This window comes from Streptomyces globisporus, assembly GCF_003501885.1.
GTDB classification, from domain to species: domain Bacteria; phylum Actinomycetota; class Actinomycetes; order Streptomycetales; family Streptomycetaceae; genus Streptomyces; species Streptomyces globisporus_D.
The window spans coordinates 1-15147 of the sequence record NZ_QWFA01000109.1 but is presented as its reverse complement, the minus strand read 5'-3'; the positions used below and the strand labels follow the sequence as shown (position 1 = coordinate 15147).

General features: G+C 72.3%; 15 protein-coding genes and 1 pseudogene. 9 read left to right on the top strand and 7 right to left on the bottom strand.

Translation table 11 applies throughout. The annotated features are described in order from the left end of the window. Window positions 1-64: 64 nt before the first annotated feature. From D3105_RS20415 to paaA, 5 genes are read right to left on the bottom strand one after another with little or no spacing between them, the layout of a single operon-like run. Window positions 65-1123 (bottom strand): 2Fe-2S iron-sulfur cluster-binding protein, encoded by a 1059-nt coding sequence (locus D3105_RS20415; protein WP_118904548.1) that lies wholly within the window; start codon window positions 1121-1123, stop codon window positions 65-67. Beyond that, entirely contained in the window at window positions 1124-1621 is a 498-nt protein-coding gene (gene paaD / locus D3105_RS20410) for a 1,2-phenylacetyl-CoA epoxidase subunit PaaD (protein ID WP_118904547.1), read from the bottom strand. After that, window positions 1615-2331 (bottom strand): 1,2-phenylacetyl-CoA epoxidase subunit PaaC, encoded by a 717-nt coding sequence (paaC, locus tag D3105_RS20405; RefSeq protein ID WP_118904546.1) that lies wholly within the window; start codon window positions 2329-2331, stop codon window positions 1615-1617. The genes paaD and paaC overlap by 7 nt, the downstream gene beginning before the upstream one ends. After that, window positions 2328-2618, bottom strand: coding sequence for a 1,2-phenylacetyl-CoA epoxidase subunit PaaB (paaB, locus tag D3105_RS20400; RefSeq protein WP_010060350.1), 291 nt, complete (start codon window positions 2616-2618; stop codon window positions 2328-2330). The genes paaC and paaB overlap by 4 nt, the downstream gene beginning before the upstream one ends. Beyond that, window positions 2615-3724 carry a 1,2-phenylacetyl-CoA epoxidase subunit PaaA gene (paaA, locus tag D3105_RS20395; protein WP_118904545.1) on the bottom strand — a complete coding sequence of 370 codons (1110 nt, stop codon included), beginning with the start codon at window positions 3722-3724 and terminating at the stop codon, window positions 2615-2617. The genes paaB and paaA overlap by 4 nt, the downstream gene beginning before the upstream one ends. A 115-nt stretch (window positions 3725-3839) precedes the next feature. On the opposite strand from paaA, the gene D3105_RS20390 reads away from it, so the two are divergent. From D3105_RS20390 to D3105_RS20380, 3 genes are read left to right on the top strand one after another with little or no spacing between them, the layout of a single operon-like run. After that, window positions 3840-4682, top strand: a complete 843-nt coding sequence (locus D3105_RS20390) for a DUF5819 family protein (RefSeq protein WP_165891050.1) — start codon at window positions 3840-3842, stop codon at window positions 4680-4682. Further along, entirely contained in the window at window positions 4679-6109 is a 1431-nt protein-coding gene (locus tag D3105_RS20385) for an HTTM domain-containing protein (RefSeq protein ID WP_118904543.1), read from the top strand. The genes D3105_RS20390 and D3105_RS20385 overlap by 4 nt, the downstream gene beginning before the upstream one ends. Then, window positions 6106-6789, top strand: a complete 684-nt coding sequence (locus D3105_RS20380; protein ID WP_118904542.1) for a TrmH family RNA methyltransferase — start codon at window positions 6106-6108, stop codon at window positions 6787-6789. The genes D3105_RS20385 and D3105_RS20380 overlap by 4 nt, the downstream gene beginning before the upstream one ends. Window positions 6790-6792: 3 nt before the next feature. Here D3105_RS20380 and paaN read toward each other — a convergent pair whose 3' ends face one another. Then, window positions 6793-8493: a phenylacetic acid degradation protein PaaN gene (gene paaN, locus D3105_RS20375; RefSeq protein ID WP_118904541.1), complete on the bottom strand. Its 1701-nt coding sequence runs from the start codon at window positions 8491-8493 to the stop codon at window positions 6793-6795. Window positions 8494-8650: 157 nt separating this feature from the next. Here paaN and D3105_RS20370 point away from each other — a divergent pair, with 157 nt between their 5' ends. Then, the gene (locus tag D3105_RS20370; protein ID WP_118904540.1) at window positions 8651-9250 is read left to right on the top strand and encodes a TetR/AcrR family transcriptional regulator; all 600 of its coding nucleotides are present in this window, start codon (window positions 8651-8653) and stop codon (window positions 9248-9250) included. Window positions 9251-9300: 50 nt separating this feature from the next. On the opposite strand, the gene D3105_RS20365 is transcribed toward D3105_RS20370, so the two are convergent. Continuing rightward, a complete protein-coding gene (locus D3105_RS20365; RefSeq protein ID WP_425315748.1) occupies window positions 9301-9885 on the bottom strand; it encodes an Lrp/AsnC family transcriptional regulator in 585 nt (194 codons plus the stop codon). A 243-nt stretch (window positions 9886-10128) separates the two neighbouring features. Between D3105_RS20365 and pdhA the strand changes: the two genes are divergently transcribed. From pdhA to D3105_RS20340, 5 genes and pseudogenes are all read left to right on the top strand, one after another. Continuing rightward, on the top strand, window positions 10129-11289 hold the full coding sequence (gene pdhA / locus D3105_RS20360) for a pyruvate dehydrogenase (acetyl-transferring) E1 component subunit alpha (RefSeq protein ID WP_118904539.1): 1161 nt from the start codon (window positions 10129-10131) through the stop codon (window positions 11287-11289). Further along, a complete protein-coding gene (locus tag D3105_RS20355; protein ID WP_010071366.1) occupies window positions 11286-12317 on the top strand; it encodes an alpha-ketoacid dehydrogenase subunit beta in 1032 nt (343 codons plus the stop codon). The genes pdhA and D3105_RS20355 overlap by 4 nt, the downstream gene beginning before the upstream one ends. Next, window positions 12317-13717 (top strand): dihydrolipoamide acetyltransferase family protein, encoded by a 1401-nt coding sequence (locus D3105_RS20350; protein WP_118904568.1) that lies wholly within the window; start codon window positions 12317-12319, stop codon window positions 13715-13717. The genes D3105_RS20355 and D3105_RS20350 overlap by 1 nt, the downstream gene beginning before the upstream one ends. 112 nt (window positions 13718-13829) lie before the next feature. Then, window positions 13830-14771 carry an NTP transferase domain-containing protein gene (locus D3105_RS20345; RefSeq protein WP_118904538.1) on the top strand — a complete coding sequence of 314 codons (942 nt, stop codon included), beginning with the start codon at window positions 13830-13832 and terminating at the stop codon, window positions 14769-14771. Next, a pseudogene (locus tag D3105_RS20340) lies at window positions 14768-15147 on the top strand (molybdopterin molybdenumtransferase MoeA); the annotation flags it as partial. The gene D3105_RS20345 and the pseudogene D3105_RS20340, both read left to right, overlap by 4 nt.

The window sequence follows — 15147 nt, the reverse complement described above, 5'->3', positions numbered from 1 at the left end:
GGTCGTCAAGATAGAACAGGTTCTACGGGATGGGAAGGGAACAGTGCGGCGGTCCGCCGGGGCCTCAGCGGTCGAAGTCCAGCTCCACCTCCGGGGTGAGCGGATGCGACTGGCAGGCCAGCACGAAGCCCGCATCCGTCTCCTCCGGTTCCAGGGCGAAGTTGCGATCCATCCGGACCTCGCCCGAGACGAGGAACGCCCGGCAGGTCCCGCAGACCCCGCCCTTGCACGCGTACGGAGCGTCCGAGCGGCTTCGCAGCACCGTCTCCAGCAGGGATTCCGCGTTCTCCACGGGCCAGCTGCCCGAGCGGCCGTGAAGGGTGGCCGTCAGCACCGAGTCGGACGGGGCGGCGACCTTGGCCACCGTCACATCGGCGGGGCCCTCGTCGACGTGGAAGATCTCCTGGTGGACCCGGGAACGGTCGACGCCGAGCGCCTTGAGGGCCTTCTCCGTGCCCCGTACGAGGCCGAGCGGCCCGCACAGGAACCAGCCGTCCACCTCCGCGACCGGGAGCACGGCGGGCAGCAGGCCCGTGAGCCGTTCGGTGTCCAGCCGCCCGGAAGGGAGCCCGGCCGACTGCTCCTCCCGGGAGAGCGCGGTGACCAGCTGGAAGCGGTCCGGATAGCGGTCCTTGAGGTCGGCCACCTCGTCGAGGAACATCGTCGAGGCCGCCGTGCGGTCGCTGCGGACCAGACAGAACCGGGCCGTCGGCTCCCGGTCGAGCAGGGTGGCCGCCATCGACAGCACCGGGGTGATGCCGCTGCCGCCGACCACCGCCGCGAAGAGGCCCGGGCGCGGCTTCAGGACGAAGCGGCCCATCGGAGGCATGGCCTCCACCTGGTCCCCGACGGCCAGCTCCTTCAGGGCGTACGTGGAGAACGCCCCGCCCTCGACCATGCGGATGCCCACCCGCAGCACCGGTTCGCCGGGCTGCTCGGTGGCCGGTGCGCAGATCGAGTACGAACGGCGGACCTCCTGGCCGTCCACGCTGTAGCGCACGTTCAGATGCTGGCCGGGGGTGTGGCGGAAGGTCTCGCGCAGCTCGGCCGGCACGGCGAGGGTCACGGCCACCGCGTCGTCCGTGATCCGTTCGATCGCGCTGACCCGGAGCGGATGGAACATCTACAACTCCTTGAAGTGGTCGAACGGTTCACGGCAGGCGACGCAGCGGCGCAGGGCCTTGCACGCCGTGGAGGAGAACCGGCTGAGCAGCTCCGTGTCCGTTGAGCCGCAGTGCGGGCAGCGCACCGAGAGCGTCAGCGGCACGGGGCCGCCGTCGGTCCTGTGGGCGCGCGGTGGCGCTATGCCGAACTCCGCGAGCTTGCGGCGCCCTTCGGCACTGATGTCGTCCGTCGACCAGGCCGGGGCCAGGACCGTGACCACGGATACCTCCGGCACGCCGTGGTCGTGGAGCACCCGCTCGATATCGGCGGACATCGTCTCGATCGCCGGGCAGCCGGTGTACGTCGGGGTGAGCCGAACGGTCACCCGGCCCGGCCCCTCCACCTGGACATCCCGCAGGACGCCCAGCTCCGCCAGGGTCAGCACGGGGAGCTCGGGGTCGGGCACGGAGCCGGCCAGCTCGCGCAGCTCCGCCTCCAGCAGCGTCTCGGTCACCATGACGCCCCCGGGTGACTGCGGTGCAGGTGCTGCATCTCGGCGATCATGCGGCCGAACGGCTCGGTGTGCAGGCCCTGTCGGCCCGCGCCCGCCGCCCAGCCCCCGGTCCGCGGGCCCGCGGGGAGAGTCAGGGTGGCGCGCTCGACGACGTCGGTGACGGCGGCGAGCCAACTGCTCTCCAGCGCCTGCCAGTCGACACCGGACTCCGCGGAATCGAGCCCTTCGACCGGCTGGAACATCTCGCCGGTGAACCGCCACAGCGCGTCCAGGCCGCTCTGCATCCGGCCGTGGCTCTCCTCGGTGCCGTCCCCGAGCCGCAGAACCCACTGCTCGGCGTGGTCACGGTGGTAGGCCACCTCCTTCACGGCCTTGGCCGCCAGACCGGCGAACTCGCCGTCCCCGGCCGCCAGTCGCTCGTACAGCAGGTGCTGATACACCGAGAAGTAGAGCTGCCGGGCGATGGTGTGGGCGAAGTCCCCGTTCGGCTGCTCGACCAGCTGGAGGTTGCGGAAGGCACGCTCCTCGCGGAGGTAGGCCAGCTCGTCCTCGTCGCCGACGAGCGAGAGCAGCACCCGCGCCTGCCCCAGCAGGTCCAGGGCGATGTTGGCGAGCGCCACCTCCTCCTCCAGGACGGGGGCGTGACCGGCCCACTCCCCCAGCCGGTGCGAGAGCACCAGCGCGTCGTCGCCGAGGGCGAGTGCGGCGCTCACAGGTGCTTCACCCCGTCCGGGATCTCGTAGAACGTCGGGTGGCGGTAGGGCTTGTCACCGGCCGGCTCGAAGAAGGAGTCCTTCTCGTCGGGGGAGGAGGCGGTGATCGCGGTGGACGGGACCACCCAGATCGAGACGCCCTCCGAGCGGCGGGTGTAGAGGTCGCGGGCGTTGCGCAGGGCCATCTCGGCGTCCGGCGCGTGCAGGCTGCCCGCGTGGGTGTGGGACAGTCCGCGCCGGGAACGCACGAACACCTCCCACAGAGGCCAGTCGGTCGAGCTGCTCATGCCGTCTCCTCCACATGCTGCGCGGACGCGCTGGTCTGTGCCGATGCCGATGCCGATGCCGATGCCGATGCTGATGTCTGTGCCGGGGCGTGCTTGGCGGCGTACGCGGCAGCCGCGTCCCGGACCCAGGCACCTTCCTCGTGGGCCTTGCGCCGCTGGGTGATCCGCTGTTCGTTGCAGGGGCCGTTGCCCTTGAGGACCTCCTGGAACTCCGACCAGTCGATCGCGCCGAAGTCGTGGCCGCCCAGCTCCTCGTTCCACCGGATGTCGGGGTCCGGGAGCTCCAGGCCCAGCGCTTCGGCCTGGGGCACGCAGATGTCGACGAAGCGTCGGCGCAGCTCGTCGTTGGAGTGCCGCTTGATCTTCCAGGCCATGGACTGCTCGGAGTGCGACGAGGCGTCGTCGGGCGGGCCGAACATCATCAAGGAGGGCCACCACCAGCGGTTCACCGCGTCCTGGGCCATGGCGTGCTGGGCCTCGGTGCCCCGGCTGAGGGCGAGCAGCAGCTCGTACCCCTGGCGTTGGTGGAAGGACTCCTCCTTGCAGATACGGACCATCGCGCGGGCGTAGGGGCCGTAGGAGCAGCGGCAGAGCGGCACCTGGTTGGTGATCGCAGCGCCGTCCACCAGCCAGCCGATGGCGCCGACGTCGGCCCAGGTCAGCGTGGGGTAGTTGAAGATCGACGAATAGCGCTGGCGGCCCGCGTGGAGCTTGTCGAGCAGCTCCTCGCGGCTGGTGCCCAGGGTCTCGGCGGCGCTGTAGAGATACAGGCCGTGGCCCGCCTCGTCCTGCACCTTGGCCATGAGGATCGCCTTGCGGCGCAGCGAGGGCGCCCGGGTGATCCAGTTGGCCTCGGGCTGCATGCCGATGATCTCCGAGTGGGCGTGCTGGGCCATCTGGCGGATCAGCGTCGCCCGATAGGCGTCCGGCATCCAGTCGCGCGGCTCGATCCGCTCGTCCGCCGCCACGGCCGCGTCGAAGGCCGCGAGATGGTCCGCGGTGGCCGCGTCCGTCTCACCCGCCGCAGCCGTCGACCCCGCTCCGCCCGCCGCATTCGCCGTGCCGAGCGTCTTCTGCGTCGTCTGGTGCGCAGTCACTGCCGCCATACCGGGCTCCCTACCGACCGATCGTTCGGTTCCTTGACTTCAATGGTGAGTCGGAGGCCCGTAGGGTGTCAACCCTGTGGATAACTGAGTGGTGATCGACGGTGAGCGGGGCGGGATGGATTCGGACCACGACAGGAGCTCTGCGGGCGGGGGGAAGGGCGCCTGGCCGCAGGCGTTGAACCGGTCGGCGGAAGCGCGGGAGACCTCCGAAGCCATACCGCCGGACCATGCGGTCCCCACGCCCCCGACGCCCTCGTCGCCGGTGCCGGATCCCTCGGTCACCGGCCGGGGCATAGCCGGGCTCTCGACTCCGTACCAGGTGGTCGCGGCCCTGGCACTGTCCCTGATCGGGCTGCTCGCCTGCACCCAGGTGGCCATGGTGTTCCTGCACGTCGCCCCGTCCAACACGCTGACCAAGGAGCACGGGAAGACGGTCGACCGCTGGATCTACCCGGAGTTCGAGCAGAACTGGAAGCTCTTCGCCCCCAACCCGCTCCAGCAGAACGTCGCCGTCCATGTGCGGGCCGAAGTGGTCGACGCCGACGGCCGCCGCACCACCCGGTGGATGAACCTGACCCACGAGGACGCCAAGGGGATACGCGGCAACCTCTTCCCCAGCCATGTGGACCAGAACGAGCTCCGCCGGGGCTGGGACTTCTACGTCAACTCCCACGACAGCGAGAACCGCCCCAACGGCCTGCGCGGGGATCTCTCCGAGCGCTACGTGCGGCGCATCGCGATGTTGCGGCTGAGCGAGCGCGACTACGGCGGCACGATCGAACGCATCCAGCTCCGCTCCGCCACCAGCTCCATCGCCCCGCCCCCGTGGAGCACCGAGAAGATCAGCACCCGGCCGGCCTACCGCGTCCTCCCCTGGTGGACCGTGACCCCCGACGATCTTCCCGAGGACGCGGCGGCACAGTACCGGGACGCGGCGCGTGCGGAGGCGAACCAGTGACCATCCCCTCACCGCAGAACCCGCAGAACCCGCAGAACCCGCAGAACCGGGCCCCGCAGAACCATGCCTGGCAGGACCCGGCTGCGCAGCCGACCCGACCGCAGCCGACCGGGCTCCGGCCTCCGGGCCCCGGTGGCCCCGGCGGCGGTCTGGCCCGTGGCCTTCAGCGGGTCACCGCCTCGGCCCTCGGCCCGTACCAGAGCGCTGTCGTCCGGATCGGTTTCGCCGCCACCTACCTCTTCTTCCTGCTGCGCGAGCTGCCGCACCGCCATGAGCTGTACGGCCCGGACGGCCCGTGGCACTGGGACCTGGCCCGCCAGCTCACGGACGGCAACGGGGCCTTCTCCGTCCTGATGTGGACCGACAGCACGCTCTGGTTCGAGGCGGTGTACGTCCTCACGCTGCTGTCCGCGGCGGCGCTGATGGTCGGCTGGCGGACCCGGACCATGTCCGTCCTCTTCATGGTCGGCGTGCTCTCGGTGCAGAACCGCAGCATCTTCATGGGTGACGGTGGCGACAACGTCGTCCACCTCATGGCGATCTACCTGGTGCTGACGCGCTGCGCCCAGGTCTGGTCGCTCGACGCCCGGCGCTCGGCGCGCAACGCGCAGCGTGCCGCCGAGGGTCTGCCGCCCCTCCGGGACATCGTGGGTCCGGTGCTCTGGGCGGTCCTCGGCCCCGTTCTCGCGACGGCCACCCTGATGGGCGCGCTCGGCGGCACCTGGTGGCTGCCGACGCTGCTGTGGATCCTCTGGATCTCCGCCGCCGTCTGGTGGGCCGTGAACCGCTACGCGCGGCACAGCGAGGCCCGCACCCTGCTCGACGTGCTGGCCAATCTCACGCACAACGCCACGCTCGCCGTGATCATGGCCGAGGTCTGCCTGATCTACGCGACCGCCGGCTGGTACAAGATCCAGGGCTCGCGCTGGCAGGACGGCACCGCGCTCTACTACCCGCTCAACCTCGACTACTTCACCCCGTGGCCCGCCCTGTCGGACATCCTGGGCGCCAGCGGGCTGATGGTGATGGTGCTGACGTACGGCACGGTCATCGTCCAGGTCGCCTTTCCGTTCACGCTGTTCAACCGGCGGGTCAAGAACGTCCTGCTGGTCGTGATGATCTGCGAGCACGCGGGGATCGCCCTGCTGCTCGGGCTGCCCTTCTTCTCCATGGCGATGATCGCGGCCGACGCGGTGTTCCTGCCGACGGCCTTCCTCGTGTGGCTGGGCACCCGGGCCACGATCGGCAGGCGACTGCTGCTCTCCCGGCTGCCCGACCGGTCCCGTACGCCGGGGAAGCCCGGGGCGCCCGCCCGCACGGACGGCCCGGACGGACGGCCTGCGGACGGCCCGGCCACGGGCGGCCACGGCGGCAGGGACGAGCCCCGGCTCCAGGGCGGCGGCGGGGGCCATACGCTCGTCGGGTGAGCAGTGAGACCGGCAGAACCCAAGAACCCCCGGCGGAACCCCTCCAGTACGACGACGGCTACGGCCAGCCGATCGGTGTCGGGCCGCACCCGCTGCCCTGGCCCGAAGGCGAGCGCTACGACCCCGAGCTGCTGGCCCAGGGCGACCGCCGCAACGTGGGTGACGCGTACCGCTACTGGACGCGGGAGGCGATCGTCGCCGATCTCGACCTGCGGCGGCACGACTTCCACGTGGCCGTGGAGAACTGGACCCACGACTTCAACATCGGCTCGGTGGTTCGGACCGCCAACGCCTTCCTGGCCAAGGAGATCCACATCGTGGGCCGGCGGCGCTGGAACCGGCGCGGCGCCATGGTCACCGACCGCTACCAGCATGTGCGCCACCACCCCGGCACGGCGGACCTGACCGCCTGGGCGGCGGCCGAGGGGCTGCCGATCATCGGGATCGACAACCTCCCCGGCGCCGTACCGCTGGAGCGCACCGAGCTGCCGCGCCGCTGCGTCCTGCTGTTCGGGCAGGAGGGGCCGGGCCTCACCGAGGAGGCGCGCGAGCACGCCACGACGGTGTGCTCGATCGCGCAGTTCGGCTCGACCCGGTCCATCAACGCCGGAGCCGCCGCGGCCATCGCGATGCACGCGTGGATCCAGCGCTACGCAGACGTCCCGGACCCCCGCCGGTAGCGCCTACGCCTGGCGGCGCACCTCCACCACGCGGAAGCGGTTGGCGACGAAGGCCGCGTCGCACAGGGCCGCGTTGGCCGCCGGGTTGCCGCCGGAGCCGTGGAAGTCGGAGAAGGCGGCGGTCTGGTTGACGTACACCCCGCCGGTCAGGTTCAGCGAGAGCTGGGCCGACTCGTCCAGGCAGACGTCCTCGACCGCGCGCTCCACCTCGGGGGAGGTGGTGTACGCCCCGACCGTCATTGCGCCCTGCTCCCGGATCGTGCGGCGGAGCAGGTCCAGGGCGGCGGAGGTCGACTCGACGGCGACGGCGAAGGACACCGGCCCGAAGCACTCCGAGAAGTAGGCCGCGCCGTCGTCGGGCTTGGTGCCGTCGAGCTTCACGACGACCGGCGTACGGACGGCGGCGTCGGGGAATTCGGCGTTGACGACCGTCCGCGAGGGCAGGGCGACCTCGCCCAGCCCGCCCGCGGCCTCCAGCCGGGCCCTGACATCCGGGTTGACCAGCGCGCCGAGCAGGGCGGACGCGCGGGCGTCGTCGCCGAGCAGTCCGGTGACGGCGGCCGAGAGGTCGGCGACCACGTCGTCGTAGGACTTGGCGCCGTCGTCGGTGACGATGCCGTCCCGGGGGATCAGCAGATTCTGCGGGGTGGTGCACATCTGACCGCTGTAGAGCGAGAGGGAGAACGCCAGGTTGGCCAGCATGCCCCGGTAGTCGTCGGTGGAGTCGATGACGATCGTGTTGACGCCGGCCTTCTCCGTGTAGACCTGGGCCTGGCGGGCGTTCTCCTCCAGCCAGACGCCGAAGGCGGTCGAGCCGGTGTAGTCGATGATCCGGACCTCGGGGCGGACCGCCAGGGTCTTGGCGATGCCCTCGCCGGGCCGCTCGGCGGCCAGCGCCACCAGATTCGGGTCGAAGCCCGCCTCGTCCAGGACGTCACGGGCGATGGACACCGTGAGCGCCAGGGGCAGCACCGCGCGCGGGTGCGGCTTGACCAGCACCGGGTTGCCCGTGGCGAGGGAGGCGAAGAGGCCGGGGTAGCCGTTCCACGTGGGGAACGTGTTGCAGCCGATGACCAGCGCGACGCCGCGGCCGGACGTGATGAACGACTTGTGCAGCTTCAGCGGATCCCGCTTGCCCTGCGGCTTCGACCAGTCGGCGTTCTCGGGGGTGCGGACCTGCTCGCGGTAGGCGTACGCCACGGCCTCCAGGCCGCGGTCCTGGGCGTGCGGGCCGCCCGCCTGGAACGCCATCATGAAGGCCTGGCCGCTGGTGTGCATCACGGCGTGGGCCAGCTCATGGGTGCGGGCGCTGATCCGCGACAGGATCTCCAGACAGACCAGGGCCCGGACCTCCGGACCCGCCGCCCGCCAGGCCGCCGTGCCGGCCTTCATCGCCGGCAGCAGGACGTCCGGGTCGACGTGCGGATACTCCACACCGAGCTCAGGGCCGTACGGCGAGACCTCGCCGCCGGTCCAGCCGTCGGTGCCCGGCTGGCCCAGGTCGAACCGGGTGCCCAGCAGCGCGTCGAAGGCGGCCTTGCCCTCGGCCGCACCGAGGCTGCCCGGGGCGCCGCCCTCGCCGTACGCCTTCGGGTGCTCGGGGTGCGGGGACCAGTACGCGCGGGTACTGATCACGTCGAGGGCCTGGTCGAGCGTGGGCCGGTGGGTCTCGGACAGCTGCTGGGGGGTGAGCGCGGAGGCCATGGCGGACCAACTCCTCATCGAGCCGGGCGGGGACGTGCGGACGGAGTTAGAGTAACCGAACGATCGGTCGGGACAAGAGGTCCTCGGGGAACCTGTGGACAACTTCGATGGTCCCCGCCTGTGCGGGGCTGATCCCTCATGGGGGAGGATCGCGGACATGACCACGGCCAAGCGGGACACGTACACACCGGAGACCCTGCTCACCGTCGCCGTCCGTGTCTTCAACGAGCGCGGCTACGACGGCACGTCCATGGAGCATCTCTCCCGGGCGGCGGGTATCTCGAAATCCTCCATCTACCACCATGTGGCGGGCAAGGAGGAGCTGCTGCGCCGGGCCGTGAGCCGGGCGCTCGACGGGCTCTTCGCCATCCTGGACGAGCCGGGGGCGCAGCGCGGGCGCGCGGTCGAGCGGGTCGAGTACGTCACGCGCCGGACCGTCGACGTGCTGATGGCGGAGGTCCCCTACGTCACCCTGCTGCTGCGGGTGCGCGGGAACACGAAGACGGAGCGCTGGGCGCTGGAGCGGCGCCGCGAGTTCGACCAGCGGGTGGCGGAGCTGCTCCAGGCCGCGGTGGCCGAGGGCGACCTCCGGGCGGACGTGGACATACGGCTGGCGACCCGGCTGCTGTTCGGCATGGTGAACTCGCTGGTCGAGTGGTACCGGCCGCAGCCGGGCGGCTTCCCCGGGGAGGAACAGCTCGCGGACACGGTCGTCCAGCTGGCCTTCGGGGGAATGCGGGCCGGCGGCGCCCGCTGATCCCGCCGGGTCGTCGGGACCCCCTGTCATCGGGCTCCTGCCCGGCCCGGTCAGGCGAGTTCGGCCTGACGGTCCGGACGCGGTCCGAGGTCCGTCTCCTCGAACACCAGCAGCGTGCGCGTCGAGAGCACCTCGGGGATGGACTGGATCCGGGTGAGGACCAGCTCGCGCAGCGCCCGGTTGTCCGGCGTGTGCACCAGCAGCAGTACGTCGAAGTCGCCGCTGACCAGCGCGATGTGCGTGGCCCCTGGTAGCGCCTGGAGCTGCTCGCGCACGGTGCGCCAGGAGTTCTGCACGATCTTGAGCGTGATGTACGCGGACGCGCCCTGGCCGGCCCGCTCGTGGTCGACCCGGGCGCCGAAGCCGCGGATCACGCCGTCCTCGACGAGCCGGTTGATCCGGGCGTAGGCGTTGGCGCGCGAGACATGGACCCGTTCGGCCACGGACCGTATCGAGGCGCGGCCGTCCGTCTGGAGGATCCGCAGGATGTCGCGGTCGATGGCATCCAGCGGCCGGGCGGGCGGAACCGGGGCCGGCTCCGGCACCGGACCCGCGGGGGCGGCGGCCGGCGATGTCGTGGCGGTCGGGGTCCGGTCCTGCTCCTCGCCCCTGTCGGCCATTTGTTCAGCTGCCATCGGCCCGCGCCTCCCTGTCGTGGACGACCTGTACCTATCCCAGGCTGTGGAGAACCGTTTGTCCACAGGCTGGTGGTGCCTGTAGCCAAAATGCGCTTGCGACCGAACAATCGGTAGGTGAGGCACACCACACCCGTGCCTCGCCCGGCCCTCGATGTCTCGCTCCCGATCGACACCATCGACACCCAGCGACACCGCCGATCGACATCCCTCGATCTCCCTCGATGCCAGGAGGTGCTTCTTATGACGGTCCAAGAGCTGCCCGGCGCGGCCGCCTACCGGCCCACGCCGCCCCCGGCCTGGAAGCCGATCACCGACCCCGCCCCGCTGCTCCCGGACCCGGAGCCCTACCGGGTGCTCGGTACGGACGCGGTCGCCGACGTCGACCCCGAGCTGCTGCTCCGGCTCCACGCGGAGCTGGTGCGCGGTCGTCGCTACAACGCCCAGGCCACCGCGCTGACGAAGCAGGGCCGGCTGGCGGTCTACCCGTCGAGCACCGGCCAGGAGGCGTGCGAGATCGCCGCCGCCCTGGTGCTGGAGGAGCGCGACTGGCTCTTCCCCAGCTACCGCGACACGCTCGCGGCCGTCGCGCGCGGCCTGGACCCGGTCGAGGCACTGACCCTGCTGCGCGGCGACCGGCACACCGGTTACGACCCGCGCGAGCACCGCATCGCTCCGCTGTGCACCCCGCTCGCCACCCAGCTCCCGCACGCCGTGGGGCTGGCGCACGCCGCCCGGCTCAAGGGCGACGACGTGGTGGCGCTCGCCATGGTCGGCGACGGCGGCACCAGCGAGGGCGACTTCCACGAGGCGCTGAATTTCGCGGCCGTCTGGAAGGCCCCGGTCGTCTTCTTCGTCCAGAACAACGGCTTCGCGATCTCCGTGCCGCTGGCCAAGCAGACCGCCGCCCCCTCCCTCGCCCACAAGGCCGTCGGATACGGGATGCCGGGCCGCCTGGTCGACGGCAACGACGCGGCTGCGGTGCACCGGGTGCTGAGCGAGGCCGTGGCGCGGGCCCGGCGCGGCGAGGGCCCGACGCTGGTCGAGGCGGTCACCTATCGCATGGAGGCCCACACCAACGCCGACGACGCCACCCGCTACCGGGTCGACAGCGAGGTCGAGGCGTGGAAGGCGCACGACCCGGTGCGGCTGCTGGAGCGTGAGCTGACGGAGCGCGGGCTGCTGGACGACGCGGGCATCGAGCAGGCGAAGGAGGCCGCCGAACGCATGGCCGCCACCCTGCGCGACCGGATGAACGCGGATCCGGAGCTGGCCCCGATGGACCTTTTCACCCATGTGTACGCCGAGCAGACGAGCCAGCTCCGGGAGCAGGCAGCCGCCCTGCGCGCCGAGCTGGACGCCGAGCAGGACCACGACGAGCACGGCCCGGAGGCAGGACGATGACCACCGCGGCAGTGACGGCCGACGGCCGCCCGGTGAAGGCGAAACCGGCCACGATGGCGCAGGCCCTCGGGCGCGCGCTCCGCGACTCGATGGCCGAGGACCCCACCGTCCATGTGCTCGGTGAGGACGTGGGCACGCTCGGCGGGGTCTTCCGGATCACCGACGGGCTGGCGAAGGAGTTCGGCGACGACCGCTGCACCGACACCCCGCTGGCCGAGGCCGGCATCCTCGGCGCGGCCGTCGGCATGGCGATGTACGGGCTGCGGCCCGTGGTGGAGATGCAGTTCGACGCGTTCGCCTATCCGGCGTTCGAGCAGCTGATGAGCCATGTCGCCAAGATGCGCAACCGCACCGGCGGGGCCATGCCGCTGCCGATCACCGTGCGCGTGCCGTACGGCGGTGGGATCGGCGGGGTCGAGCACCACAGCGACTCCTCCGAGGCGTATTACATGGCCACCCCCGGCCTGCACGTCGTCACGCCGGCCACGGTCGACGACGCCTACGGGCTGCTGCGCGAGTCGATCGCCTCCGACGACCCGGTGGTCTTCCTGGAGCCGAAGCGGCTCTACTGGTCCAAGGCCGACTGGTCGCCCGAGGCCCCGGCCGCGGTCGAGCCGATCGGCAAGGCCGTGGTGCGCCGGCCCGGGCGCAGCGCCACCCTGATCACGTACGGGCCCTCCCTGCCGGTCTGCATGGAGGCCGCCGAAGCGGCCCTCGCCGAGGGCTGGGACCTCGAAGTGGTGGACCTGCGCTCGCTGGTGCCGTTCGACGACGAGACGGTGGCCGCGTCGGTGCGCCGTACCGGGCGGGCGGTCGTCGTGCACGAGTCCCCCGGTTTCGGCGGACCCGGCGGCGAGATCGCGGCCCGGATCACCGAGCGGTGCTTCCACCATCTGGAGGCTCCGGTGCTGCGGGTGGCCGGGTTCGACATCCCCTACCCGCCGCCCATGCTGGAGCGGCACCATCTGCCGGGAGTGGACCGGGTGCTCGACGCGGTGGCCCGGTTGCAGTGGGAGGCGGACAGCTGATGGCCCAGGTGCTCGAATTCAAGCTGCCGGACCTCGGCGAGGGACTGACCGAGGCCGAGATCGTCCGCTGGCTGGTGGAGGTCGGCGATGTCGTCGCCATCGACCAGCCCGTCGTCGAGGTCGAGACGGCCAAGGCCATGGTGGAGGTGCCCTGCCCCTACGGGGGCGTGGTGACCGCACGGTTCGGCGAGGAGGGCACGGAACTTCCCGTCGGCGCACCACTGCTGACGGTCGCCGTCGGAGCACCGGAGGGGCCTTCCGGCTCTGACAAGGATTCCGGCTCCGGCAAGGAGTCCTCGGCCGGCTCGGGCAACGTGCTCGTGGGGTACGGGACCGGCGCGCCGGCCGCACGCCGTCGGCGCATCCGTCCGGACCGGCTCGACCGGGCGGTGACCGATGCCCCGGTCTCCGGTGCGCCGGTGGTCGAGGCCCCGGTGGTCAAGGTCCTGGTTGCCGAAGCCTCGGTGCCCGAGGGGCCCGTGCCGGTGGTCTCTCCGCTGGTACGCCGACTGGCCCGGCAGCACGACATCGATCTGCGGCGGCTGGCGGGTTCGGGCCCCGACGGGCTGATCCTGCGCGCCGACGTCGACCGGGCGATCCGGACGGCGCAGGAGACCGCGACGGCAGATGCGGCCCAGGTGCAGGCCCAGGCGGCGGCAGCCGTGGCCGCAGCCCCGAACGGCGTGGCCGCCGTTCCGGACGCCGAGCGGATTCCGCTGCGCGGGGTGCGCGGAGCGGTCGCCGACAAGCTGGCGCGCAGCCGGACCGAGATTCCCGACGCCACCTGCTGGGTCGACGCCGACGCCACCGAGCTGATGGCGGTCAGGGCCGCGATGAACGCCGCCACGGGCCCGTCCGCCGGGCCGAAGGTGTCGGTCCTGGCTCTGCTGGCGAGGATCTGCACGGCGGCGCTGGCCCGGTTCCCGGAGCTCAACTCCACCGTGGACACGGAGGCCCGGGAGATCGTCCGGCTGTCCGGTGTGCACCTCGGGTTCGCCGCCCAGACCGAGCGGGGCCTCGTCGTTCCGGTCGTCCGGGACGCGCACACCCGTAACGCCGAGTCCATCGGGGCCGAGATCGCCCGGCTGACCGAGCTGGCGCGCACCGGGAAGCTCAGCCCGGCGCAGCTGACCGGGGGCACGTTCACGCTGAACAACTACGGGGTGTTCGGGGTCGACGGTTCGACGCCGATCATCAACCACCCGGAGGCGGCGATGCTCGGCGTGGGCCGGATCATGCCCAAGCCCTGGGTGCACCAGGGCGAACTGGCCGTACGTCAGGTGGTCCAGCTGTCCCTCACCTTCGACCACCGGGTGTGCGACGGCGGAACGGCGGGCGGCTTCCTCCGGTACGTGGCGGACTGCGTGGAACAGCCGGCGGTGCTGCTGCGCACCTTGTAGTCGCGAGGCGCGCCCGCGTCTCCGGCGGCCCCCTGACGCCCCCATCGCGGTGGCCGGTCTTCCGGCCACCCCGGCGGGGGCGTCGCTCCTGGGCGCCGCCCATACTCGACGTATGACCGCCTACGACGTGATCGTCCTTGCCGGAGGGGCCGCGAAGCGGCTCGGTGGCGCCGACAAGCCAGGAGTCCGGGTGGGCGGCCGGGCGCTGCTCGACCGAGTCCTCGCGGCATGCGACGGCGCGGCTCGCACCGTCGTCGTGGGCGCCCGTCGCCCGACCGCCCGACCGGTCGTCTGGACCCGGGAAGTGCCTCAGGGCGGAGGCCCGTTGGCGGCGCTGGGCGCGGGGCTGAAGCCGACGACGGCGGAGCGCGTTCTCGTTCTCTCCGCCGACCTGCCGTTCCTCGGTCCGGGCACGGTCGACGCGCTGCTCGCCGCCGCCGGACAGCCCGGCCGCGAAGGCGCCCTGTGCACCGACCCCGACGGGCGCGACCAGCCGCTCGTGGCCGCGTACCGCGCCGAGCCGCTGCGCCGGGAGCTGGCCCTGATCGCCACCGAGTACGGGAGCCTCGCCGGCCTGCCGCTCCGGATCCTGACGGCCGAGCTGGAGCTCGCCCGGATCGAGGCGGGCCCTGACGCCGCGTTCGACTGCGACACTTGGGACGACATCGCCGCCGCCCGCGCCCGGATCAGGGAGCATGGGGCCGTGCTGGACGAATGGATCACCTCGGTAAAGAACGAACTGGGAATCGAACTCGACGTCGACACCGGCGTCCTGCTCGACCTCGCCCGTGACGCCGCGCACGGAGTCGCCCGGCCCGCCGCCCCGCTCACGACCTTCCTGGTCGGGTACGCGGCGGCCAGGGCGAGCGGCGGTGCGGGCCCCGACGAGGCCGCGGCCGCGGTCGCGGAGGCCTCGCGCAAGGCCACCGCCCTCGCACTGCGCTGGGAAGCGGAGGCGGCGGAGTCGGCGGGGCAGGGCGGCGGCGATGCGGCGGGCGGGCCGACGGGCGGCGCGAAGCCCGACGCGGGCCGTGAGGGGACCGGGACACCGTGACCGGCTCCGACGGGCCGCACCGTGGGTCCGGCGGCGACGTCCGTGCCGCCGGGTCCGCGAGCGAACGCGCACGCGAGGAGGAGGAGCGCGCCGTCGAGCAGGCACTGGCCCTGGTCTGCGGGTCTGGCGGGTCGGGCCGTTCCGACCGGTCCGGAGGTTCGGACGATCGCCCGAGCCGCAGCCGGGACCCGCAGGACCCCCTGGACCCACGGGACTCCAGAGACCCCTGGGACGAGGACCTGAACGCCGACCGGAGCAGCGACCCGCACGCCCGCCGGAGCAGCGACAACGACCCGTACGACGGCCGTGGCAGCGACCTGGCCAAGGGCCGCGCCAACGAGCTGCGCGACGGCCGCGCCGCCACCGCCCCCGCCAC